Source organism: Parabacteroides sp. AT13, assembly GCF_002272965.1.
Taxonomy (GTDB): Bacteria; Bacteroidota; Bacteroidia; order Bacteroidales; family Tannerellaceae; genus Parabacteroides; species Parabacteroides distasonis.
In genome coordinates this window covers 2,199,074-2,224,708 of the sequence record NZ_NQMH01000001.1, presented here as the reverse complement: position 1 = coordinate 2,224,708, position 25,635 = coordinate 2,199,074, and the positions used below count along the sequence as shown (strand labels likewise).

General features: G+C 43.8%; 22 protein-coding genes. 8 read left to right on the top strand and 14 right to left on the bottom strand.

Annotated elements, in window-relative coordinates:
* Nucleotides 1-4: 4 nt before the first annotated feature.
* The 6 genes from CI959_RS09220 to CI959_RS09195 all read right to left on the bottom strand — a co-directional run bounded on the left by CI959_RS09220 (nt 5) and on the right by CI959_RS09195 (nt 8,154).
* Nucleotides 5-631, bottom strand: a complete 627-nt coding sequence (locus CI959_RS09220; protein ID WP_005861027.1) for a PASTA domain-containing protein — start codon at nt 629-631, stop codon at nt 5-7.
* A gap of 150 nt (nt 632-781) precedes the next feature.
* Complete coding sequence (gene rpmH / locus CI959_RS09215) at nt 782-934, bottom strand: 50S ribosomal protein L34 (RefSeq protein WP_005633099.1); 153 nt, start codon at nt 932-934, stop codon at nt 782-784.
* Nucleotides 935-1,254: 320 nt separating this feature from the next.
* The gene (locus tag CI959_RS09210) at nt 1,255-3,153 is read right to left on the bottom strand and encodes a hypothetical protein (RefSeq protein WP_057316884.1); all 1,899 of its coding nucleotides are present in this window, start codon (nt 3,151-3,153) and stop codon (nt 1,255-1,257) included.
* Between the two features lie 33 nt (nt 3,154-3,186).
* Entirely contained in the window at nt 3,187-5,244 is a 2,058-nt protein-coding gene (locus tag CI959_RS09205; protein WP_057316886.1) for a fimbrial protein, read from the bottom strand.
* Nucleotides 5,245-5,256: 12 nt separating this feature from the next.
* Nucleotides 5,257-6,378 carry a hypothetical protein gene (locus CI959_RS09200; RefSeq protein WP_009276417.1) on the bottom strand — a complete coding sequence of 374 codons (1,122 nt, stop codon included), beginning with the start codon at nt 6,376-6,378 and terminating at the stop codon, nt 5,257-5,259.
* Between the two features lie 810 nt (nt 6,379-7,188).
* Nucleotides 7,189-8,154 (bottom strand): tetratricopeptide repeat protein, encoded by a 966-nt coding sequence (locus CI959_RS09195; RefSeq protein ID WP_036632821.1) that lies wholly within the window; start codon nt 8,152-8,154, stop codon nt 7,189-7,191.
* A 290-nt stretch (nt 8,155-8,444) separates the two neighbouring features.
* On the opposite strand from CI959_RS09195, the gene CI959_RS09190 reads away from it, so the two are divergent.
* From CI959_RS09190 to CI959_RS09165, 6 genes are all read left to right on the top strand, one after another.
* The gene (locus tag CI959_RS09190; RefSeq protein WP_010185308.1) at nt 8,445-8,741 is read left to right on the top strand and encodes an OadG family protein; all 297 of its coding nucleotides are present in this window, start codon (nt 8,445-8,447) and stop codon (nt 8,739-8,741) included.
* An 18-nt stretch (nt 8,742-8,759) separates the two neighbouring features.
* Entirely contained in the window at nt 8,760-10,685 is a 1,926-nt protein-coding gene (locus CI959_RS09185) for a biotin/lipoyl-containing protein (protein WP_036643616.1), read from the top strand.
* On the top strand, nt 10,685-11,920 hold the full coding sequence (locus CI959_RS09180; RefSeq protein WP_036643617.1) for a sodium ion-translocating decarboxylase subunit beta: 1,236 nt from the start codon (nt 10,685-10,687) through the stop codon (nt 11,918-11,920). The genes CI959_RS09185 and CI959_RS09180 overlap by 1 nt, the downstream gene beginning before the upstream one ends.
* A 217-nt stretch (nt 11,921-12,137) precedes the next feature.
* Nucleotides 12,138-13,991 (top strand): DUF349 domain-containing protein, encoded by a 1,854-nt coding sequence (locus CI959_RS09175; protein WP_095231436.1) that lies wholly within the window; start codon nt 12,138-12,140, stop codon nt 13,989-13,991.
* Between the two features lie 63 nt (nt 13,992-14,054).
* Nucleotides 14,055-15,263: a hypothetical protein gene (locus tag CI959_RS09170; RefSeq protein WP_036632827.1), complete on the top strand. Its 1,209-nt coding sequence runs from the start codon at nt 14,055-14,057 to the stop codon at nt 15,261-15,263.
* A 65-nt stretch (nt 15,264-15,328) separates the two neighbouring features.
* Nucleotides 15,329-16,522: an esterase gene (locus CI959_RS09165; protein ID WP_005861002.1), complete on the top strand. Its 1,194-nt coding sequence runs from the start codon at nt 15,329-15,331 to the stop codon at nt 16,520-16,522.
* A 65-nt stretch (nt 16,523-16,587) separates the two neighbouring features.
* Here the strand turns inward: CI959_RS09165 and CI959_RS09160 are convergent, their stop codons facing one another.
* From CI959_RS09160 to CI959_RS09150, 3 genes are read right to left on the bottom strand one after another with little or no spacing between them, the layout of a single operon-like run.
* On the bottom strand, nt 16,588-17,283 hold the full coding sequence (locus tag CI959_RS09160) for a LytTR family DNA-binding domain-containing protein (RefSeq protein ID WP_005866589.1): 696 nt from the start codon (nt 17,281-17,283) through the stop codon (nt 16,588-16,590).
* Nucleotides 17,280-18,338: a sensor histidine kinase gene (locus tag CI959_RS09155; RefSeq protein ID WP_011966945.1), complete on the bottom strand. Its 1,059-nt coding sequence runs from the start codon at nt 18,336-18,338 to the stop codon at nt 17,280-17,282. Before CI959_RS09155 ends, CI959_RS09160 begins: the two co-directional genes overlap by 4 nt.
* Before the next feature lie 20 nt (nt 18,339-18,358).
* Entirely contained in the window at nt 18,359-20,518 is a 2,160-nt protein-coding gene (locus CI959_RS09150; protein WP_009276407.1) for an outer membrane beta-barrel protein, read from the bottom strand.
* 832 nt (nt 20,519-21,350) lie between these two features.
* On the opposite strand from CI959_RS09150, the gene CI959_RS09145 reads away from it, so the two are divergent.
* Both CI959_RS09145 and CI959_RS09140 read left to right on the top strand, forming a co-directional pair.
* On the top strand, nt 21,351-21,548 hold the full coding sequence (locus CI959_RS09145) for a hypothetical protein (protein ID WP_005860990.1): 198 nt from the start codon (nt 21,351-21,353) through the stop codon (nt 21,546-21,548).
* Between the two features lie 3 nt (nt 21,549-21,551).
* Nucleotides 21,552-21,824 carry a type II toxin-antitoxin system YafQ family toxin gene (locus tag CI959_RS09140; RefSeq protein ID WP_005860988.1) on the top strand — a complete coding sequence of 91 codons (273 nt, stop codon included), beginning with the start codon at nt 21,552-21,554 and terminating at the stop codon, nt 21,822-21,824.
* Between the two features lie 4 nt (nt 21,825-21,828).
* Here CI959_RS09140 and folE read toward each other — a convergent pair whose 3' ends face one another.
* The 5 genes from folE to CI959_RS09115 all read right to left on the bottom strand — a co-directional run bounded on the left by folE (nt 21,829) and on the right by CI959_RS09115 (nt 25,626).
* The gene (folE, locus tag CI959_RS09135) at nt 21,829-22,419 is read right to left on the bottom strand and encodes a GTP cyclohydrolase I FolE (protein WP_010185314.1); all 591 of its coding nucleotides are present in this window, start codon (nt 22,417-22,419) and stop codon (nt 21,829-21,831) included.
* Between the two features lie 5 nt (nt 22,420-22,424).
* Nucleotides 22,425-22,931 (bottom strand): cell division protein, encoded by a 507-nt coding sequence (locus CI959_RS09130; protein ID WP_008780624.1) that lies wholly within the window; start codon nt 22,929-22,931, stop codon nt 22,425-22,427.
* A gap of 68 nt (nt 22,932-22,999) precedes the next feature.
* The gene (gene tpiA / locus CI959_RS09125; RefSeq protein WP_008780623.1) at nt 23,000-23,755 is read right to left on the bottom strand and encodes a triose-phosphate isomerase; all 756 of its coding nucleotides are present in this window, start codon (nt 23,753-23,755) and stop codon (nt 23,000-23,002) included.
* Nucleotides 23,756-23,791: 36 nt separating this feature from the next.
* Nucleotides 23,792-25,075, bottom strand: a complete 1,284-nt coding sequence (locus tag CI959_RS09120) for a BT_3928 family protein (protein ID WP_005860979.1) — start codon at nt 25,073-25,075, stop codon at nt 23,792-23,794.
* A gap of 5 nt (nt 25,076-25,080) precedes the next feature.
* Nucleotides 25,081-25,626, bottom strand: a complete 546-nt coding sequence (locus tag CI959_RS09115) for a DUF1599 domain-containing protein (protein ID WP_005860977.1) — start codon at nt 25,624-25,626, stop codon at nt 25,081-25,083.
* Nucleotides 25,627-25,635 lie beyond the last annotated feature (9 nt).

The window sequence follows — 25,635 nt, the reverse complement described above, 5'->3', positions numbered from 1 at the left end:
TCCCTTAAAACCAGTTTTCTATATCACTATCCAATGGTTCTACCGGAATACTATCCAAAGCCAATGAGTCGGGAAGCATATTCGGATCGCCACTGCTTACTTTCAATACCAGATGAGCGGTCAACGGTACATGTTCCCCTTTGAGCAAGGTACGCCCGTTTAACTCCACCCCCATCGCCAAATCTTTATAATCGCCCGGCACATACTCTATCTCGACCGATGAGAAGCCACGGGCCCGCAGCAAGGCATACGCCTGACGGAAAGATAAGTCTTCCACCTCCGGTATCACGGCCATCTGGGATGTCAACGCATTAATCGTAACAAAGACGATCCGCCCCTCTTTCACCTTCGATCCGACACCGGGAACCAACTCCACGATGGAGCCCGGAGCCACATCTTTCGAGAATACGGAATCGATCACGTTATAGCGTAGCTTATTATTCCCGAAAAACTCGGCGGCGTCCTCTAGCTTCATTCCTTTCACGTCCGGAACGACCACCGCTTGATTATGGCGGGTATAAGAATCCAGCCACGCCAGTACGCCATAAACAACGCCGCACGACACGACTATCACCAACAAGAGATTGATGACAAACGGATTCTTTATCAGTTTTACAAAAAAGTTACTCATTTCACGTATGTATTTGTAGGCGGTTCAAAAGTAGAAAAAAAACGGCATATAGACCAATACCCACCAGAACAATACTACAAAAACAAAGAAAGTAAAGGCTTTTTAGGAAAAAACCTCTACTTTCTTTATAAATCTTTAGAACGTGACTAATTATCCGTTGTATTCGTCAGATACCGTTAATTTAGCTCTGCCTTTAGCACGACGAGAAGCTAATACTCTACGGCCATTAGCGGTAGCCATTCTAGAACGGAAGCCATGCTTGTTCTTTCTTTTTCTGTTGGAAGGTTGGAATGTTCTTTTCATCTTTCTATATTATTTATTATTATTCGCATACTTATTCGGGCTGCAAAGATAGAGCCTTTTTTTTAATAAACAAAGGGTTGCGCAATTTTTTACGCAAGAACCTTTGATCTCAGACCAAAGCAAGTTAACTTCATCAGCAAATGAAGAAAGCGATGCCACCCATCTCCTTACGGAATGAATGGCATCAATAAAGCACGAAAGCTATATGAGGTAAAGGGCCGGGGAGGAGGTGCAGTCTACGTGTAAAACAAATTCAATCCATTGTATGCTGCACGCTCCCCGCATCCGTCATTCACATGATGGATGGGAACCCATTATTATTATCTCATATTCACAAACACATAATTACTGGTACTACTTTTCGCCAAATCAGATACAGACATTTCCGCAGTATACGTACTTCCCCTATATGTGTGTGTAAACGTTATTTCATCATCTGCATACACGGATACTTTATCCAATATTATTCTAGAGCTACTATTAGTTCTAATTGCTGCTCCTCCACCACTTGATATGGAATAAGTGATCGTTACATTACTTCCCACATTGCTTCCATTTCTTCGACATTGCAAATAGAAAGTTTTCGTCTCTTTAACTTTTTCAGGTCTAGTATAACTCAAATCAGAAACAGGATTGAATAAATCAGCCTTTAAAATAACATCATCTTCACCATCATTTGCTGTATTCGTTTTAAATTGAATAACCTTCTCTTCAGGACTAAATATCTGATCCGTATAGACGTAGTACCAATCGCTCGCTCCGGTCGTTTCCAAACGAACACCGGGTTCTACCGCATACAGTTTTTTAGTATATATCTTATATTCAATGGGGAATAAGGATTCATCAATATCTTCCGGTATCGAGAATTTCAGATAAGCATCTTTTTGCTGACCTGCAGCAATTTCATTTGTGCCTGTTCCATTCTTCACGTTTTCAAATCTCGGATTCATAAAGTCATAAGGGGGACGTAAGACCAATTTAATCTTACGCTGCAAATTACCTCCTACCACGTAGAAATACGCTATCTTCTCACCGGAGTCAGGAGCCGGCTTTATATTGGCTGTAATCGTTATCGTCTGATTGCCAGAAGGTATCCAAGAAGGATAACTTAAGTTACCATCTACGACATCCGACATTCCCTCACCCGGAACCACACTCAACTGCCCTGTTCCCGCATATATCGCAGTCATCGACAATGTGTTAGAAGAGCCCGTAAAAACGAATGTCGTCTTTGTAACATTCAAGGCCTCGCCATCATAAGTTATATTCGGATACTTTTCCATAATAGCCGAGGCCGTGATATTATTATCCGCTATCACATTTTCATCTATAACCTCAGCCCACGTAGCTCCTTTTCTGGAAACGCTCTTGACCGTTATATTAAAGGCATAATTACGAACGACATCATAAACACGAGTTACCTTATCATTCTCATCCTTTACGGCAAGATCAATCTTATAATATGTATAGGTCTCGCTACCATCAAATTGCGCCTTAATAATAACAAAAGTCGCTTTCTTATCTTGATTATAATGTTCAAAAGTATACACAGATTCACCCGGCTTCGCATATTTACTAGTATCTGGCTCATTCTGGGGCGCATAAAAATCTTGATTTGGAATATTCAACTTTCCCGCATCTTTATAACCGATAGATGCCAACTGTGATTCATTATAAATGAGATAAGAAACATTTTTCAATTTCACAGCTGCCTCCGATGAGAGATTCAGCGTTATTTTGGCCCAGTTTCGTAGTAGTTCAACATTGTTGTTACCAGCATCTTCTAGATTATTGCTTATATTTTTCGCAGGAATTTCACTAAAAGTTCTCTTTCCCCAAAAGATTTGCTTATCTGTTCCTAACGAGGCCATTCCGCTTTCTAGGGAAGGGGTTAACGTTCCATCATTGGCGACAAAATGGATGGTACGGGTCTCTTTTGAGATAGAAGCCGTATATCCATTGCCAGAAACAACAGCCTCTACAACTGGAGAGATAAACTCTCCATCCTCATTAAATGTATATAGATATAAGGACTCAACACCTTTCTCCACATCCCCGGTCGCTTTCGTAATCTCAAGAGCATTCGGAGCATCTACAGAGAATGAAAGAGAAACCATTGATCCATCTGTCGGTTGAATTTCTATTTGTTCTATTTCCTCTGTCGCACATGAAGCGAGCAACAGTAATATGGAAAATAGGCTATATAATTTCTTTATCATAAAAATCTCTATTTAAATCATTAATAAACATCTTTAATATAAATCTCTTACACAACGAATACCGTCAGCTTTTTGACTAGAGGCATTATTAGTAAACTGATTACGTTTATTTGCCCCAAAGTCATAATACCAATACGGCATTGCACACCAATAAGTACCGTTTGTATTAAACAAATAGTTTACCGCAGGAGAAGCGTCTTGTACTGTATTCATAAACTCTAACTCAGCTAAAGTAGGAACCCTCCATGTGCCAGCCTCATAATAGGTACCATCCTCTAACCTCTCCCAATATTTTTTACAACGTTCTACCGCTTTGGAATATGTATAAGTACCTGTACTTACAGCACCAAATCTTGAGGCTACTACAAATTTTGGAGATACTAATTCCGCAGAGAAAGCGTCGTCTTTAGTCACCCGGACTCCATTTTTTATAGTACTAGGATCTCCAATTATCAGATTCCCTGCAGCTTTGACTGTTATCGTAAAGATATTAGGGTTTGTATCCCCATCAGGAGAATCTGCTGGACCAGCATCTTTCGAAACTTTTCCTTCCAGATATTGAGGTGGATATTGATCTACGATAATTCCTGATACTTTCAAGTCCTCTGCATTATGAACACCAAAAACAAATTGCTTTGGAAAATAATTTACAGGTAATTTACTCGTAATAATAATGGAGCCTTGTTTTCCTGCTTCTGCGCTTATCTTAGGATATTGATCTTGTTTGTGCTTATTATCATTAGTCCAACTGTAATAATAACTATTAGGGTAATACGTACCATCTCTCTTTGTTATTTTTCCATTTAACAAATAATACTCCTCATAAGTCGCATAAGATGGTTGATCAATCGTAATATTCGAGCTAGAAGCAAACTCTATCTTATACTCAGTGATATTCGCCATCACCACCTTAGTCTCCCTCACGAACAAATACTTCAAATCCGCAATAACCACATCCACGACAAACTTTTCCACACCTTCCCACGGAGTTGTAGATACCGTAAAGTTGATTCGTTGTGTCTTCATGGATATTTTACCTGTAAGCTCATATCTATTACCATGTATGATACCATTTGTCGTACATCCTTCAAGCGCTGTCGTAGGATTAAAATCCTCATATTTATAAGAATGATCTTTCTCTTCCTCTATAATACTTCCCTTCGTTACATTTTGAATAGTCATATCCTCATTAAAGGTAGTCGTGACCTGTATCTTTTGTAAATCACCCGTTACATATATAGACAATGGGGTTAACGTCGTGTTCAACTTCTCATAGGTATAAAAAGGTAACGCAACGCCATTTTGCAATGTAATATCCTTTGCCGTAGAGTAAGTATCATCATATTGATTATCTCGACCAAGCAATATTAAATCTGATTTCTGATTGATATTCTTGACCGTAAGTTTAGTTACAGTATAGAACCACTGGTTGGTTACTTTTGTATCATCTGTTGTAGACACAGTCTCCGGCTCTTCATCTACCGTAAACTTCATATCGATGCGTGCCGCTAATTGTGTCATCGGAACAGGTATACTTGTCACAGCCGTATTTAGGTCATACGCAGCCAACTCCCCGACCTTTACCAAATTTGAAGCATCAAAAGTTCCACCTGAAACGGTTTCCGACAAACCTTTCAGGTTCTCATAAGTAGTCGTTCCCAATCTAGCCAAGTCCTCATAATGCGTTGAATTCGCAATCGCTACGATACGAACCTTACCTGTCTTTGCTTGTATATTATCAATTTTATAAGCAATCAATGTTTTTCCATCAATCGTTACGGTAGAATTGGGAATTCCCCCGTCAAACGCTACAGACTTGTACTCCAAGCACTCACCCACAGTTCCATTCGCCTCATTAAATATAGCGACCACAACATTATTCACTTTTACCTCATCCTCTGTCGAATATGTATACCCTTCAGCGATATCCCCTCCAGCTTTCGTCATCGCTGTCACTTCTCCCAAAGTAAGAGTCATAGAGAATGAGATATCCCGCCCGTCCTCATTTCCTCGCTGAACTTCTTCTTCCGAGTTACAGCTCGTGAAAAGCAGTCCAACAAACAGCACTGATAATATATTCCTTATTTTCATAATCTTGTATTTTTATTTTACCCGTTTACAATTATCTTCCATAGGAATGGATATGGTATTATTCAACCAATCTCTTGTATAGCAAAGCAGTTCTGTCTCGACCTTATCTCCAATAATAGTCATATTGACAACCAAGCGATAAACATATCCGGATTTAACGCCATGTAAGATATTTCCTTCCTTATTGATCACAAACGGCCTCGTAGTTCTTTCCTCATTGCTATTTCCTATTTTGAACCGAACCTGCATTTTTACTTGATCACTCTCTGCCTTCGCCAGATTCCGGAAAGAATAAAAAGACAATAGATTCTTATTATCTACAAAAGAATAAGTTGACGGAAGATCCGATACCCCATTATAGACCTCCACATTACACGTTTTACTCTCAGACAAATAAGTCGCATTTTTATGAGTTTGCTCATTTATCGTATAACTCTCAGGATTCAAATTTAACAGATCCACTCCTGTAACAGTAACCTTCTCTTTAACAGATGCTCCTTGAAAACCTGAAACATTAAATTCCGCAAGTTCTATTCGAGCTGTTAGTTGAGAAAGAGGTATTGTGCCTATTTCTAAAGGCTTTCCCAATGCCTCCGCAATTGTTGGATAGCCAGCAAAGTCAGTATCAAAACTGATATCCATTTTCCCAACTTTTACCAAAGCATCCTTATCATCCTGTATTATATCCTTTATATTATTTTCCGATTGGCAACCCGCAAACGACTTCGAGCTATTAGCGATTACCATCACGGAATAAGGACTAGGCTTTTTCACTTTTAAAATCACTTTAGCCCAATCATCTTTCGTTCCGTCTTTCGTTTTAACGATATAATTCTCCTTATTCACAAACAACCCTTCCATTATGGAACTGACTTGTGTGCCCTCAAAAAATATCAACGTACAATTATTAATCTCTGCCTCATCCATAGAAGCAGGTAATGTTCCAGCATCAGATAAGGATTTTGTCTCCAAAGAAGAAAGAGAAGTCTTAAGAACAAAAGCGGCCTCCCCCATCTCTATCTCAACATTTCCCGAATCTCCTATCTCCATGTCCCTCAGCACGTCATCCTCCATCGAGCAAGCGACTGCTAATAGCATCAAGCAAATACTTGAGATTATTGTCTTTATTTTCATGTCCCTATATTTTATTCGTTTAACTTATTCCTCGTTGTTTAGAATATAAGGATCGTTTTAGTTCCGATAGGACTAAATACTTTAAACAGGCTTAAGTAAAGAGGATATACAAGAAAGTATCAACTCTTTACCCTACAAGAAAACAGGTAAGGATGATTTTCATAGTTCTTCTCTAAAGGGGATGGATTTATATAAGAGATTATAATATAAGGATTTAATAATAGGGCTAGATTAATTAGTCCTATCGGGACTAAGTTTCCAAAATCAAGCTTGTGAACTTTTTACACGGACAAAATTAGATGGATACATTAATGTAGGGAATAGGCGGAACTTTCAACTTTAAGGGGTAAAACTAGCAATTTGAGGCTTGCTGAAATAAACGATAGAGAATCCTATCATTTCGATAGAGATACCTACGCTGAGAAAAAATATAAACTTGTTTCCAGAGATTTTTTGATGTACTGTTTCATACGAGAAGATCCAGTGATAAGGGAGGCTTATCGTATATTTCTATGTATGCTCTTGTTCTCTATCGAATGATTCGGTAAAAAGTCGTACGTGTTTCTCGAAAAACATTTACGACTTTTCAAAAAAACACGTACGTCTTTTGCGAAAAACACAATCGTATTTTTAAGACACTAATGTCCAATAACTTACAGAGCCATGTCATTCATATACTTATTGTATGGAATTTGTCTTGGAATGTAGTATGTCCTTACTTTAAGTTACCATTTTGAAGGGATGAGACGTAGTACGCTACGTCTCTACAACTAGAGGTATCCAATGGGATTGAAAATGTGGTTACCTTGATCAAAAGATTCCCCCTTTATACATATTATCGAAATTCGAATGCTGTCCGTTCATCTTCTGGGCCTCTTCGCCTTCTGGATTCAGTTCCAAAGATTTCTTCAAGTCCTCGAACGCACCGGTCTTATCTCCTTTCAGATTCTTGGCTCGCCCACGCTCACTATAAGCCTTGGCAAAAGACGGATTCGTCTCGATCGCCTCGTCAAAGAAAGCGATCGCCTCGTCATATTTCTTTTGCTCGATCAATAACTGACCAGATAAGATACAAGCATCCTCATTAAACGGATTTAGATCTAGGACCTGCTGGAAATCAGAATTCGCAGCCTCGATATCCCCTAAAGCCATATGAATACGTCCTCTCAATAAATAAGAACTTTCCTCCTCCGGCACGATCTCGATCGCTTTCTCCACATCGGGCAGCGCCTCTTTAGCTTGTCCCAGTCCTAAAAGAATCTCTGCACGCGATAAATAAGCATCGGCGAAATCCTCCTTCAAGGAAATCGATCTCGTTAGGTCGGCGATAGCGCCAAATACGTCATTCGTCGCTTTCTTCGCTTTTGCCATCATGAAATAAGCGACATGATTAGAAGGCTCTAGCTCGATCACGTGCAAACAATCGGTTATGACCTCCGCATCCTTATCCAACATAAACAATAAGTTAACACGAGTCAAGCGGGTAGCGATATGATCCGGCTCCATCTCAACCATCCGGTTCAACACGTCCTCGGCTTTCCCTAGATCGTTCGCCATCGTATAAGCGGAGACGAGATAGCTCATCGTCTCAAAATCCTCCTGTATATTCAGTGCCTCCGTAAAGCATTTGATCGCATAAGCAAGTTTTCCCATCTTCTGGGCACGCACGCCGTCGTATTTCAAGATATCAAAGTTCTTCTGCTCGTTCTTCGCCTTATCCTCCGTCGCCTCGGCCGGTTTGGAAGAAGAGAATAAAGATGTAAAGAAATTTCCCATGGTCTTATTCCTTAATTATTATAGTTCTACATTATTAGAGTTCCACCGCAAAGTTACGGTAATATATTTGAATTTTCAGCCGTACAAGCATCGGAAAAAACACGTACGTGTTTTTTCAAGCTGACAATCATTCACCGAAAAGGCCGTTTCGCTTATTTATTTTCATTTTTTTAATTAAAATGTAACAGATCGTTTTCCAGTATTTTATAATTTTGCGATTGTTTTTTAATTTGGCTGAAAGTTGCTCAATCCTTTGTAGAAACCTTTTAAGCTAGCCACAAATATAGAATATGGAGAATATAGAGACAGGACTTTTGTTAATGGTAGTTGGAATGACCACCGTATTTGCTATCCTTTTGATCGTTATCTATCTGGGGAAAGGACTTATCGTCTTGGTGAATAAATACGCGCCGGAAGAGATCATAGCGAAGAAACCAGTAGCGGCAGCCGTTCGGGTACAAACGGCCACTCCAACGCAAACCACCGCGATCGGTAGCCTTTCCGGACAGGAGACAGCCGCCATCGTATCGGCAATCAGTGCCGTGACCCGTGGACAGGGGAAAGTTATCAAAATTGAGAAAGTATAAATAATACATATTAATATCATGAAAAGAGAAATCAAATTCAGTTTGGTCTTCAGAGACATGTGGCAATCCGCCGGAAAGTATGTCCCGACCGTAGACCAACTAACCAGAGTCGCTCCGGCAATTATCGAGATGGGCTGTTTCGCCCGGGTGGAAACGAATGGCGGAGGATTTGAACAAGTCAACTTATTATTCGGCGAGAATCCTAATAAAGCGGTCCGTGAATGGACAAAACCTTTCCATGCGGCAGGCATTCAGACGCATATGTTGGACCGTGCGTTAAACGGCCTTCGCATGAGCCCGGTACCCGACGATGTACGTCAGCTATTTTATAAGGTAAAGAAAGCGCAAGGAACGGATATCGCCCGCACGTTCTGCGGCCTGAACGACGTACGGAATATCGCCCCATCTATTAAATACGCAAAAGAGGCCGGTATGATCTCACAATGTTCCTTGTGTATCACGCATTCTCCGGTACATACGGTTGAGTATTATACCAAGATGGCATTCGAGTTGATCGAACTCGGAGCGGATGAGATTTGTATCAAGGATATGGCCGGTATCGGACGTCCGTACACATTAGGCCGTATCGTAGCCAATATCAAGGAAAAATATCCAGAGATCCCTATCCAATATCATAGCCATGCCGGTCCCGGCTTTAACGTAGCTTCCATCATGGAGGTTTGTAACGCGGGTTGCGACTATATCGACGTAGGTATGGAGCCGCTTTCTTGGGGTACAGGGCACGCGGACTTGCTGACCGTACAGGCTATGTTGAAGGACGCCGGTTATAAGGTGCCCGAGATCAATATGGAGGCTTATATGAAGGTTCGTGCCTTGGTTCAAGAATTCATGGATGATTTCTTGGGATTGTATATCAGCCCGAAGAACCGGTTGATGAATTCCTTGCTAATCGGACCGGGACTTCCGGGCGGTATGATGGGTAGCTTGATGGCAGACCTTGAGAAGAACCTAGAGACGATCAACAAGAGCAATATAAAGAACAACAAACCGCTGATGTCTCAAGACCAGTTATTGATCAAGTTGTTCGACGAGGTAGCTTACGTATGGCCACGTGTCGGTTATCCTCCATTGGTAACTCCATTCAGCCAATACGTGAAGAACCTAGCTTTGATGAACGTCATGCAGATGGAGAAGGGGAAAGCCCGCTGGAGCATGATCGCCGACGATATTTGGGATATGATCCTCGGAAAGGCCGGACGTCTTCCGGGCCCGTTGGCTCCCGAGATCGTCGAGAAGGCGAAGGCCGAAGGCCGCCAGTTCTTCGAGGGCAATCCTCAAGACAATTATCCGGACGCATTGGATAAGTATCGAAAGTTGATGAACGAGAAGCAATGGGAAGTTGGCGAGGATGAGGAAGAACTCTTCGAATACGCCATGCACCCCGCTCAATACGAGGCATATCGCTCCGGAAAGGCCAAGGTCGAGTTTAAGGCAGACGTGGCAAAACGTAAGGCAGAGAAAGCGAACGCCGGTAAACCGACGGTACCCGCCACTCCAGCCGCACCGGCTCCGGCACCTGCCGCTACATTAACAATGCCGACTACTCCGCAAGTCATGACCGTAGATGTAAACGGGCAAGCTTACCGTGTGACCGTCGCTTTTGGTGATACCAACAGCGCGACTCCGGAAGTTAAACCAACAGCGGCTCCCGCCCCGACAGCCCCGGAGACAACAAACGCTCCCGCAGGCACTGGAAAAGAGGTGCTTTCTCCGCTGGAAGGTAAATTCTTCCTAGTAAAGAATGCTTCCGATACTCCGGTGAAGGTGGGCGACGTAGTGAAAGAAGGAGATGTCCTTTGCTACGTGGAGGCCATGAAAACATACAATGCCGTACGTGCAGAGTTCGGGGGAACGATCACGGCGATCTGCCTGTCTTCCGGTGATGCCGTATCTGAGGATGATGTATTAATGACGATTCAATAATGAACGAGATATTTCAAAACTTATATGAGATGACTGCGTTCAGCAATATCATTGCTGAACCGCAGTTCTTGATCATGTATGCCATAGCGTTCGTATTGCTCTACCTCGGTATCAAGAAACAATACGAGCCGCTATTGCTCGTGCCTATCGCGTTCGGCGTATTGCTCGCCAATTTCCCCGGAGGCGATATGGGAGTGATTCAAGCGGATGAGAATGGGTTGGTTAATGTACACGGCGTGATGAGAAACATCTGGGAAATGCCGCTGCATGATATCGCACACGAACTTGGCTTGATGAACTTCATCTATTATATGTTGATCAAGACGGGCTTCTTGCCGCCGATTATCTTCATGGGTGTCGGTGCGTTGACCGACTTCGGACCGATGCTCCGTAACCTTCGCCTATCCATTTTCGGCGCCGCAGCTCAATTGGGAATCTTCACGGTGCTTTTGGTAGCGATCTTGATGGGATTCACACCAAAAGAGGCAGCGTCTTTAGGTATTATCGGTGGCGCCGATGGCCCGACGGCTATCTTCACGACCATTAAATTGGCTCCGCATTTGCTAGGCCCGATCGCTATCGCTGCTTATTCTTACATGGCTTTGGTACCGGTTATCATCCCGTTGGTCGTTAAGCTACTGTGTTCTAAGAAAGAATTACAGATCAACATGAAGGAACAAGAGAAGAAACACCCTTCTAACATGGAGATCAAGAATTTGCGTGTATTGAAGATTATCTTCCCGATCGTGGTAACTACCGTAGTCGCCCTGTTTGTTCCCAGCTCCGTTCCTTTGATCGGTATGTTGATGTTCGGTAATCTTGTAAAAGAGATCGGAACCAATACGTTCCGTCTGTTCGATGCCGCTTCCAACAGCATCATGAACGCAGCCACGATCTTCCTCGGATTATCCGTCGGGGCAACCATGACCACGGAAGCGTTCTTGAACCTGACAACAATCGGTATCGTAATCGGCGGTTTCTTGGCATTCGCCTTGTCTATCGCCGGAGGTATCTTCTTCGTTAAGATTTTCAATTTGTTCACTAAGAAGAAAATCAATCCGCTTATCGGAGCCACGGGTTTAAGCGCCGTGCCAATGGCCTCTCGTGTGGCGAATGAGATCGCGTTGCAATATGATCCGAAGAACCATGTCTTGCAATATTGCATGGCCAGTAATATATCGGGAGTGATCGGCTCGGCGGTAGCTGCCGGCGTATTGATTTCCTTCTTGGGATAAATAAGATTAAATAGTATAAGTAGACGGTGTAGAGACGGGGCATGCCCCGTCTCTACAACCGGAATCAAGAGAAATAGGCCAACCTTAACATCTATTAGTATCCAAAATGACTTTTTAGATAAATAATTTCCCCGAAATGCTGTAATCCAAAAATATTTAGTTTAATTTGTGACTTGATATAGGAATGTATTTATCCTTTTCTTAAAAGCGATTGTATATGAAGGACACTCTTGAGACTAATTTGCCGGAAGAAGCCGGGAAATTGGAAGAAACTAAAAAACCGGTTGAGACGCCGGAAATCGATGCTACCGCAGACGTTGAAGCCAACGATACAGCGGAGGCGGACGCTGCTATTGCCGCAGGTAAATTAACCAAAGAAGAAATTCTCGCTAAGTTAACCGAACTTGTTGAGACTTCCGTAAAGACTTCCCGTGGAGAAGTAGAGGCTTTGAAACAGGCTTACTACAAGATCCGTCGTAACGAGGTGGAAGAGCTCAAGAAGGAATTCATCGCTGATGGTGGCGAAGAAAAGGATTTTACAGCTCCCGCTGACGAAACCGAGAACAAGATCAAGGATTTGCTCACTTCTTATAAAGAGAAAAGAGCCGCTATCCTCGCCGAGGAAGAGCGTGTAAAGGCCGCTAACTACGCTTTGAAATTGCAGTTGATCGACCAGTTGAAAGAGCTTTGCGAAAGCCAAGATGATTTCAATAAATTATACAACTCTTTCAAGGACATCCAACAAAGATGGAAAGAGGTGAAGGCCGTTCCCCAAGAGCACGTGAACGAGCTTTGGAAAAACTATCAGATCTACACCGAGAAATTCTATGATATTATCAAGATAAACAATCAGTTCCGTGATTACGACTTCAAGAAGAATCTGGAATTGAAGACCGCCTTGTGCGAAACCGTAGAGAAACTAGGTAACGAGCCGGATGTTATCTCCGCTTTCCACCAGCTTCAGAAGCTGCACCAGCAATGGCGTGAGATCGGGCCGGTGGCGAAAGAGTTGCGTGAGGATTTATGGGCTCGCTTCAAAGCTGCCTCAACCGTGATCAATAAGCGTCACCAAGAGCACTTCGAGAAACTGAAAGCGAAAGAGCAGGAGAATCTGGATGCGAAGACCGTGATTTGCGAACAAATCGAGGCGATTGATTTCAGTGCGTTGAAATCGTTTAAGGATTGGGAAGAAAAGAATAAGGAGGTAATCGGCTTGCAAGAGAAATGGAAGACGATTGGTTTCGCTCCGAAAAAATATAATGTAAAGATATTCGAACGTTTCCGTGCCGCTTGCGATGTCTACTTCGAGAAGAAAAGCGAGTTCTACAAGGCGATCAAGAGCGATATGGAGAAAAACCTCGACGCTAAACGTGCGTTATGTGAGAAAGCCGAGGCTTTGAAGGATAGTACGGACTGGAAGGATACGACGGATAAGATGATCGCTTTGCAGAAAGAATGGAGGACGATCGGACCGGTAGCCCGTAAGCATTCCGACGCTGTCTGGAAACGTTTTATCTCGGCTTGTGATTATTTCTTCGAGCAAAAGAATAAGAACGTTGTTTCCCAAAAGAGCATAGAGCAGACCAACTTGGCCGCTAAGAAAGAGTTGATCGCTAAGATTAAGGGCATGGACGAGAGCCTTGGACATGATGAGGCTATCACGACCTTGAAGTCTTATATGGCGGAATGGAACACGATCGGTTTCGTACCGTTCAAGGAGAAAGATAAGATCTACAAGGAATATCACGAGGCGGTTGACCAACAATTCGATCGCTTGAAGGTAGACCAGAACGATCGCAAGATGCAGTCGTTCCGCAACAACCTAAACGAGATGACCAGCGGCGAAAGAGGTAAAGGCCGTTTGTTCAGCGAGCGTGATAAGTTGATGCGTATGTACGAGCGCATGAAGAACGAGCTTCAGACTTACGAGAACAACATCGGCTTCCTAAGCATTTCCTCCAAGGGCGGCGGCGGTTTACTGAAAGAAATGGAACGCAAGATCGAAAAACTGAAAGAGGATATGGCTTTAACAGTCAAGAAGATCGATGCCATCGACGAGAATCTGGAATAACAATCTCATAAACCCGAGCAAAGCCGTCCTTTAAAAAGACGGCTTTGTTGTTTTTACGCTTTTATGTCACGGATACATTATTTCAATCCCGGCCACGAGACGGCCGTACTTTTAGGGACACAGAACTACACGGCACCGACAAATGTCCGTAAAATGCAAAAAGACTTGGCGCTGCTGCCGGTTTGGTATGCGGAAGAGGATGATTTTGTCTATCTGGAAGATAGTAAGGCAGCCCCTCCGTTTTTCTCCCATTTACCCAAAGACCTACACCCGGCTCCTATACCTGTAACAAAAGCGATGCTGGCGAAAAATGCTCCCTACCTCTCTCCTATGGACGCGGCCCCGTGGGGACTTTCCCCGCATAGTCTTCATTTATTCGAGCAGTTGAGGAACAAGGCAAAAGTCCGGCTATCCGTCCCGACTTGGAAAGAGGATTATTTTCGCCTTACCGGTAGGCAAACGGCGGCGGAATGTCTGGAAAAGATACAGGCCCTCCTACCCGATCTCCCTATTCCGGTAGCGCCTCGTTTCTGCACGAAAATCCGGGAGGTGGAGAGATACATGATCTTATGCAACGCTCCCTTCGTATTAAAAACACCCTATTCCTCTTCCGGACGGGGATTGTTATGGGTAGAGAAACGAAAACCGGATACGAAGACGAAAAACTGGATAGAGGGCGCATTCAACAAACAAGGAATGATCAGCATCGAAAGCGGATTAGACAAAGTACAGGATTTCGCCATGGAATTTTATTCCGACGGGCAAGGTACTGTCCGTTACGAGGGATTATCCGTTTTCAATACCGAGGAGCGAGGCTCCTATACAGGCAACATCCTAGAGGAACAATCCACCATGCTCTCCCGCATCACCCGATTCACGGGCGAAGAGACCTATTCCCGCATCCAAGAGGCGGTACGCACTGTATTACAAGAAGTGTACGGATCTACTTACGCAGGCTGTATAGGTGTGGACATGCTGGTCTATAGACAAAAGGACGGATCTTTCGCTATTCATCCCTGCATTGAGATCAATATGCGATACACGATGGGAATGGTCGCTTTACGTCTATTCCAGCATTATGTAGCGCCTAGGGCTGTTGGCGATTACCGGGTTTCTTACGAGAAGGAAGCCGGAGAAGCTCTCGAGAAACACCGCCTCATGTCTGAGACTTATCCACTTCGCCTTGCGAATGGAAGAATTCAAGAAGGCTACCTCTCATTATGCCCCGTCACGAAAGACACACATTATCGAGCCTATTTATTGCTCATGTAACAGATTATTCATTACATTTGTAAAAATCTTTAGACCCTAGTAATACCATTAATAAATTTATCATTATGAAAAGATTATCATTCTTGGCCGTATTCATGCTGATCAGCGTGATCACGTTCGCCCAACAAGCCCTTTGGGGTAGTCAGAACATCATCTCTCCGGAGATTCATCCGGATAACACCGTAACCTTCCGGTTCATGGCGCCCAAAGCGATCAAGGTGCAGGTAACAGGAGATTTCCTTCCCACACAGAAGATGGAGACTCAGTTCGGTTTAGTGGATGTACCCGGTACCGTTGATTTAAAGGAAGGTAAAGAAGGCGTTTGGGAATATACCACACCGGAACCTCTTCCCTCCGAATTATATAGCTACTCCTTTATTGTCGACGGATTAAAGACTACAGATCCGAACAATGTCTATCTGAACCGTGACGTGGCATCCGTTACGAATATCTTTATCATTAAGGGTGGACAGGGTGATTTATACAGCGTTAATGATGTTCCTCACGGAACGGTCGCCCGCCGTTGGTATGAGAGCCCGACATTGGGAAAGACTCGCCGTATTACCGTTTATACGCCGGCTGGCTATGAGACAAGTGGCAAAAAATATCCGGTATTCTACCTCTTACATGGCATGGGTGGCGACGAGGAAGCTTGGATCGCCTTAGGACGTACGGCCCAGATCATGGATAACCTAATCGCCCAAGGCAAGGCTAAACCGATGATCGTGGTTATGACAAACGGAAACGCGGATCAAGAGGCCGCTCCGGGAGAATCCAGCCTAGGTTTAGTTAAGCCGAATATGCAACTACCTAAAACCATGGAGGGTAGCATGGAAAGCAGCTTCCCGGATGTCATTAAGTTTATCGAGAGCAATTACCGTGTGGAAAAAAAGAAATCCAGCCGTGCGATAGCCGGACTTTCCATGGGCGGTTTCCATTCTTTGCATATATCTAAGCAATATCCTGATATGTTCGATTACGTGGGATTATTCTCTGCCGCTATCCTCCCCCGTGAAGGCTCCGAATCTCCCATCTACCAGAATATGGATGAGAAGCTGAAAGTACAATTCGGCAAGCACCCGAAATTATACTGGATCGCCATCGGCAAGACCGACTTCTTATACAAGAACAACGTAGACTATCGCAAGAAACTAGACGATAACGGCTACAAATACGAATACTACGAGAGCGACGGCGGCCATATCTGGAAAAACTGGCGCATCTACCTCACAAAATTCGCCCCAATGTTATTCAAATAACAAAATACCCAGTTGTAGAGACGCGGCATGTGCCGCATCTCTATGACCTAGCTACAGTCATATAATTACAACGTATTCTTAAGGATACGCTTAAATACAACATCTCTGAGATTACGGGCGATCGGGATTTGATAGGATTCGATACGTAATCTATTCCCTTCTACCAGATCGACACGATCCGCATTAATTATATACGATTTATGCGTTTGGAGAAATTGATCATCGGGTAGGGATTCCCCGATCCGCTTCAAGGTTGAATGGGTCAATACTCTACCGGAAGTAGTATAGATACTAACATAATTTTCCAACGCCTCTACAAATAAGATATCTCTTAGGTAAATCTTACGCATTTGCTTCTCGCTTTTCACGAAAAACGAGGCATCCGCATCCGGCGTATTCTCCCGAGCCAACAGGTCGTGCACCTTATTCACGCCTTTTAAGAAACGCTCAAAGGAAATAGGCTTCAGCAAATAATCCACGACATCCAGCTCATACCCTTTCAAGGCATATTGCTCATAAGCGGAAGTAACGATCACTTTGGGAGGCTGGTTTAAGGTCGCCAATAAATCCAAACCGGAAAGATAAGGCATCTCGATATCTAACAAAAGTAAATCCGGCTGCTGAGTTTTCAACAGGGTATTTAATTGGATAGCGTCCTCACATACACCGGTCAAGGAGAGAAAATCCACTCGCTCCACATACGATTGCAATCCTTTACGGGCCATCGGCTCATCATCTGTTATCACGCAGGTTATTGTCATATATCTTCTATTTCAATCATTAATTCCGCTACGAACTCAGTCTCTTCTTTCCGGGTTTCCAAACGGTGCTTATTGGGATACAACAAAGATAATCGGCGGCGTAAATTTACCAGACCGATGCCTTTACGTTGCCGTTCATCCACCGATTTACGCAACGCTTCGTCCTCCGCTGAAAGCTCGGGGATGGAGTTTCGTATAAACAAACTGATCCGGTTATTTTCCCATTTCATGATAATATCCAATTGATAATCGCCACCTACGTATTTAAAAGCGTTCTCTACCAACGGGAGGAAGAGTAACGGATAAATATTCAGTTCATTCAATTCGGGCGGAAACTCTACACGCAACCGCAGGCGTTCACTCATACGAAGCTTACGCAAAGCTATATAAGTTTTCAAATAATCAATTTCTTGTAGGATACTGACCTTCTGATTACCGCCATACAGTTGGTAACGCAAGAGTTCGGATATCATCTCTAACGTGCGACGAGGCGCCTTGTTACTTTCATCAATCTGGAAATAAACGGTATTAAGCGCATTAAACAAGAAGTGAGGATGATATTGGGATTTCAAGAACTTCAATTCCGTCTGTAATTGATCATTCTTGATCTTTTCCAGTTGGATACGCTGCTCTGCGTAATCTTTATCCAATACTTGAGCTCGCTGAACATTATAGACCATAAACGCAAACAAACACCCTATCACGTTCGCGATTATTATATCGTCCATATGGAAAGCATCACCGGTAAATATACGGGTTATTGCCAACGTAGCATTCACACCCAATATAATCAATAAGAAAGGCATTCCATACGATCTCCAAACAAATTTCCATCTATTCGGTTCTTTCGCTCTTCGGCTCTTCTCGATCTGCCATCTGAAATAAATAAAAAACAAATAAGAGACAAAAGCAAGGATCACGATTTCTAAGATACTATTCCCCAAGGACTGTGTCCAATAGTGTCCTTCTTTCGTATAATCCGTTACCCAGCGGATACAAGAATACAAAGAGACCGCAAAAATCATGGCATATACCCACTTATATATCTTTTTCATAAACCATTTGTCTAGAGGTTTCACAAATTTATTCTTTTACTTTCATCTACACTATGCTTCCGGCGAGATTCTTTCACCTCCAAACCACGATTTATACGATAGGTCAATGAAATACCGACTACCGTCCGGTTCATCCGCTCTTTTATAAAAGCGTGCTGGGTGGGAGTCATCACGCTCATTCTCGATACATTCGAATGGAAAATATCCCGTGCGAATAACTGGATCGTTCCCCGGCCTTTCCATATCTTCTTCTGGATACCGGCATTTATTTGCCATAACGGATAGATCGTAGCTTGTCCCGCCGCCATTTTCCCATTATAGAAACCGATAAGTTCAGCGCTCCAAGTCCGGGCAAAGTTAAACTGATTCGAGATCCCGATATTCGGTGTCCATCTCTTATTCACCTTTACTTGATAATTCTCCGGTAAACGATACCGGTTATAGATCAAGGATGCGCTGACGTTCACGTTCCAAAATGAGGTTAGCGGTAATTGGGAGGTACTGAGCCGGGGACCTACGCTGACGCGGGAAGAGAGATTTTCCGGTGAGACATAAACGACATAGTTCCCTTGATCCAAATAGCTCTTGATAATTACATCCTTCGTATAATTGAAAGCAAGCCCCACCCGGAATAAATCGCCATGTATATAGGCCAGTTCCAGATTATCGGATAATTCCGGGCGTAATAAGGTGTTACCTTTATCATACGTATACTCATCGTGGATATATACAAACGGATTCAGGTCCCGGTAATTCGGACGGACAATCCGTTTGCCATAAGTAAGCGACAGACTATTCCCATTCCTCAAGGCATACTGAACAGAAAGCGTTGGGAATAAATGTGTATAATGATTGGTAAAGGAGGAGTCTCTTTGATAAGCGTTACCCGACTGTTCGCCCTCTATACGGGTATTCTCCAGACGAAGACCTGCCTCCAGACTTACCGAAGAGAATTTGGCGTCAAGCTGTATATAGCCTGCGTTTATATTCTCGTCATACTGAAAATCACAACTCAAGTCATGGTCCGACTGCCAAGAGTCGCCTTGTAGCCGATTATAATCAGCGTTATTATTGATAGAGACGAAAGAGGTCTTGGCGCCCGCATGGAACGTGAAGGATTTCGAGAAAGGCCACACCAGATTCGCTTGTCCGGAGTATAAATGGATTCCTCCATCCATATCCCCAAACAAGGTATCTTGGCTATTCAAATATTGGTCTTCCTCGTATCGATAACGCAAGTAATCCATAGAGGCATCCAAGACCCCACCATCAGAGTTAAAGGTATGTGTTAAACTTAAAACAGCCGTAAAATTATCCTGTGAACGATTCTGATCGTTCAAGGTGCGAAGCGAACCTCCGGTTTGCGGAGATCGCTTAGGAATGGATGAGTTCATATCTCCCTCAACCTTGTTACCCGCCAGATTACCATCCGTCGAAAACCCGATCGTAGTCTTATCCGACATTTGATAATCGATCCCGAAACGATAATAGTTTGATGTATTCTTCCAAGTTCGATAGGAAGATTGCGTCATCTGCCCGGTCTCCCCTTCCGGCCGCCAACCTTCCAGATAGTTTCTCTCCACATACAGATCATCGTAATCATTCTTCCGGGAATAGGAATAAGAGAGATAGAAGTTGAGCTTATTCGTTCGCAGATTCAGGGTAGTAGAAGCGAAACCCTCTCCATATTTACCTTGGTCATAACTACCGTTTACCGAAAGGTTCATTCCCCTTCGCAATATCTTCTTCGTACGTATATCGATAATACCGGAGTTTCCACTAGCGTCGTAACGTGCCGAGGGATGCGTAATCAAATCAATCTTATCCGTAATGGAGGCAGGAGTCGATTTTAAGAGGTTGACAAGATCTTGCCCCGATAAATAGGTCGGCTTACCATCCATCAAGATATTCGCTCCGTTTTGACCATTCAAGAAAATAGTGCCATCATTTTGTATCACGACTCCCGGCAAACTGGTCAACACGTCGTAGACATTCCCTTGGCTTTGGGTGATAGAGGCATCCAGCCTATAAGTCATCTTCCCCGATTTCATCTCTACCGTAGGGAGCTTAGCCATTATCACCACCTCCTGTAACTTCTGGTCCGCTATCGTATCGACCTGTCCCCAACCACAAAAAGGGGTAATTATCAATAGAACTATTATAAAAAGATTCCTGCTCATGTCGTTTTTATATCAAAATTACATCAGCAGGAATATCCAATCAAATTATTGTGACCAACGGAAGTATCCGGGGGATGAAAGGTAAAATCTCCTACTTTTGCCTTCTGAAGTGAATAACTTGCGGCTTGTCGAGTGAATAACTAACGAGTATACCCAGTGAATAACTAACGGCTTTGGAAGTGATTAGTTATTCACTTCTAAAGGCTTTTTCTAGCTGTTGATCAAGCAAAATTCTCATTTCCATAAGGTCATCCACGAAGAGACTTTTCTGTCTTTTTGAGTAGTATTAGAGCTTTTCCATGACATCTCATTTTCACAGGAATCACAAGATAAAGGAAGGGAGATAACAATAAACAGTGCTTTTCCAATGAAAAAGACCGTTTTCGATACACATTAGGCGACAAAAGCCTACACATACGGTCGCATTAAGCAACGCCAGTAGTGCCATTGGGCATTATAAGCAGTCGCAAATAGGATTGTAAGTAGTCGTGAATGAGCATTCTTACCTCCTTATAGCCCTATCGTAACACCGTTTTTCCCTCCTTTTGCTCCATCGGATATGAATTACGATGAATTATTTTCGCTAGAACAAAAGGCTATTTTTCGGCATTGCTCTATCAATGAACCGATTGCTGATTTATTTTTTCAAATTCAAGCACAAGACGTACCTTAGCCCGGAAAAATCGATTCTCCGGGACTTCCGATTACAAATTGTCAATCCTAACAAATTGTCATATCCTTCGATCGTCTTTCTCGAAATCTCTCAAAGATGATTATCAATTCAATAAAAAAACGTATTTTTGTCACATACAATCTATAAACAACCCAAGATATGGAAGTGACAGTCAAGAAAGTAGAAATTACCTTACCGGAGGTAGACATGGCCTTGCTCAAAGAACTGGCCAAGAAATTCGGTTGGAATATCGGCAGGAAGAAGTCCGGTATAGAGAAGGGACTGGAGGATATCAAGGCCGGAAGAACACACAAAGCGAAAAACGCAGAAGATATGTTTCAACAAATCCTTGGTTGACCCATGTACCGATTGGAATACACCACGAATTTTAAGAAAGATCTTAAAACGTGTAAGAAAAGGGGATTAGAACTTCATCTACTTCAAAGGGTTATCGATATTCTTCAAGAAACCGGTACGCTCCCCAACCAATATCGCCCCCATAAACTAAGCGGTAAATTTGAGGGCCTATGGGAATGCCATATTAAAAGCGACTGGCTCTTAATATGGCAACAAAACGATACCGAACTGGTCTTGATCATGACCGATACTGGTACGCATGCCGACTTGTATTAAGTCATCAGCGGTTATGCTTGATCAGATTCATAAACTCCTCGCGCGTCTTAGCTTGTTGGAAAAAGCCTGTGAAATCAGAGGTAGTCGTCAAGGAATTTTGTTTCTCCACGCCACGCATCTGCATACACATATGCTGCGCCTCGATCACGACCATCACGCCCAACGGGTCCAAGGTCCTCTGGATGCAATCCTTGATCTGCATCGTCATACGCTCCTGTATCTGGAGGCGGCGGGCGAAGATATCCACTACCCTAGGGATCTTGCTTAAGCCCGTAATATATTTCTTGGGGATATAAGCCACGTGGGCCTTGCCAAAGAAAGGCAACATATGATGCTCACAAAGGGAGAAGAAATCGATATCTTTCACGATAACCATCTGTTTGTAATCCTCTTCCTGAAACATGGCGGAACGGAGTACCGCCTCCGGATCCTCATGGTATCCCTTGGTTAAAAACTGCATCGCTTTCGCTACACGTTCCGGCGTTTTAAGCAGACCCTCACGCTCCACGTCCTCACCCAGCAAACCCAATACTTCCTTATAATGGCCGGCCAAAGCTTCCCGGGCACATAGCGTCTCTTCGTTTACTTCTGACATCATCTTTAATTTAGGGGAATTTTTATCTCTTCTCGTACGATATACATTTCCTTTCCGTATTTCGGGAAAGCGCCCATCAACAGGCGCATCATATGATAAGCCTCCTCATGTGAGCGGAAATCCCCTACACGCAATTTCCAGAACGGGGCGTTGTAAGTGACATAGGTCGGGACCTCGGGAAAAAGCTCCTTGATCTCCTTCTCCTTACGAAAAGCCTCGTCTTTCGAGACCCGTTGGTTGTTACCGGAAAATACCTGCGTACGATACCCTTGTACCTTCAAGAAGGTAAGGCTATCGGTCGTCTCCACGTTCGCTCCACGCATACGCTCGCCCACCATCTCGCCAATAGCGGCGGATTGATTGATAACGACCTCGCCTTTTCCCAAACCGGATCTCCGCAATGCGTCGAATATGGTCGAACGCTCACCTTCCAACGCCGTCTGAGCGAATAAAGATGAAGTACCGGCCATCAAAAAGGCAAATAGCAATAAGATACAAGGAATTCTTTTCATCGATATACTATTAAAAGGGTATCTTTCCCCTCTGAAGAGGGAAAAGATGCCTTCTTATTATGAATTAATTAAAAAGCCTCGATAATCGGCATGAATTTGTCAACGGACAAAGAAGCGCCACCGATCAAACCACCGTCTACGTTCGGTTTAGCGAACAATTCCTTCGCGTTACCGGCGTTGCAGCTACCACCGTAAAGGATCGTGCAGTTATCAGCTACCTCATTGCCATATTTAGCGGCCAAAGTAGCGCGGATGTGAGCGTGGATCTCCTCAGCTTGCTCAGCGGAAGCAGTCTTACCCGTGCCGATAGCCCATACCGGCTCGTAAGCCAAGATGATCTTACCGAAATCCTCAGCGGAAAGGTCGAACAAAGAACCAGCGATCTGAGCGTCTACTACCTCGAAGTGCTTACCGGCTTCTCTCTCTTCCAAAACCTCACCGATGCAGAAGATCGGAGTCAAACCGTTAGCCAAAGCCAACTCAACCTTCGTCTTCAAGATTTCCGGAGTCTCATGATAATAAGCACGTCTCTCAGAGTGGCCTAAGATCACATATTTCGCACCAGTAGAAGCTACCATAGCGGCAGAAACCTCACCTGTATAAGCACCTTTTTCCTTGTCAGCGCAGTTCTCAGCGGCAACACCGATCTTGTTTGTATCGATAGCGGCAGCAACGCTTGCCAAGTGAGTGAACGGAGTACCGATGATCACATCGCAATTCGGAGTCTTACCCTTCAAAGCCTCGTCCAAACCTTTAGCCAAAGCAAGACCTTCAGCAAGAGTAGTGTTCATTTTCCAGTTTCCTGCAACAATATTCTTTCTCATAACTTAATAATTTAAATATGTAATACAAATAAATCTCTATTCAGATTCTTTTCCTTTCCGGCGACGGCGATTGCGCAAGGCATCGTATCCCCAAACCAGCAACAAAGGTACGGTAAAACTTAATAGGTTGGTTATTAGCCGGGCATCTTCTTTCGCTTTCCAGTCGGTATTTCCTTCCAGATAGCCGTTTACGATCGTTTTCAGGTCTTCTTCCTGTGGAATATCGTTGTAATGCCACTTCATCAAGATCGTACCTTTCTTCAGCAAGACCAATCCCGGGTTGGAGCGGATGATCGTTTTCAAAAGGACATCATCGGCCATAAGAAACGGATACTCGGCACCGGTATTATCACTCCATGTAGCGATAGCCTCGGCGGAAGAACCCGTCACGCAATAAAAGCCCAAACCGTTCTCCAAGGCGTAATCGTATACATTGTTGATCTCGTCAATACGCTCATCATCCGCATTCTCCAGACGGGGGGCGATCAAAAGAAAGAGACCTTTCGGGTCGTTCAGCAACTCATCAGTCACGTCTGCGTCATTCTCATTATAAATATGAAATGTGGTAACGGGGGGAACGTATCCTTGTTTGATCAGCTTGGTCTTTGAATCCACGAAAGTCCACGTGCTATCATCGGCCGGGGCGTTCTCCAAAGAAAATTCTTTCTGTACGCCATCCCTCTCGTAAATAAAAGAATACGCATATTCATCCTCGGGCGCACCTTCCGGTATCGACATCAAGGCAGGGATATTCGCACCCAACTTATAGGGACGGAAATCCAAGATCGGCAAATGATTATAATTCCGGTAAGCGAAACCGATAGCGAAGACATATGACCACAAAGCCACGAACCAGTAGACATGGTAGGTATAGCCTTGTAAAAGCCGCTGATTATGGATGAACACGTAAATAGCGGCGGCCAAAAGTACGACATTCTTATAGAAGGTCTGCCAATTACTGATCACCAAGGCATCCCCGAAGCAACCGCAATCCGATACGGGATTGAAGATCGCCAGATACAGCGTCAGCGGCGTCATGAAAGACATCATCAGCAAGGTCAAGAAGGTCGTATACCGCCGGTACACCCCTAATAGCATACAGACACCCAGCATGAATTCCAGAGCGGACAAGTTGAAGGAGATCAATACCGTAAAAGGTTGCAGCTTATCCAGCCCAAAGGAAGTCAGATAGTCGCCAATCTTAATGGCTCCTCCCATGGGATCGACAGCCTTCACCGTCCCGGAGAAGATAAAGACTACTCCCAGTAACAGGCGGCAGACCTCTGCGATCACTTTCTTTACGGTTTCCTTATATTCCATGTAGCTCACTCCTCACCAAACTCCAGCTTGATCAAACCGAAGAGGGCATAATTAATCATATCCATGTAGTTGGCGTCCACTCCCTCAGAAACGAGCGTCTTGCCTCCATGACTCTCGATTTGCTTAGTCCGATAAATCTTCATCAAAATAAGATCCGTATACGAGCTGATACGCATGCTGCGCCACGCCTCATCATAATCATGATTCTTGGCGTACATCAGTTCCTTCGTCTCCGCAATGTATTTATCGTATAATTCCAAGGCTTTCTCTATCGTGATATCGGTCGTATCCGCAAATCCCAACGCCAATTGGACCAAGCCGATCACACCATAATTAACGATAGCGATAAACTCCGGACGGATTCCCTCGTCCACCATGCTCGTCCCCTTGATCTCCAAGCTACGGATACGGTTCGCCTTGATAAATATCTGATCGGTAACCGACTGGGGGCGCATGATCCTCCACGACGGCCCGTAATCTTTCAACTTCTTCTCGAACAACTCCCGGCACAGGGAGATCACTTGCTCGAATTGTTCCTTTGTATTTGGCATACTATCCTA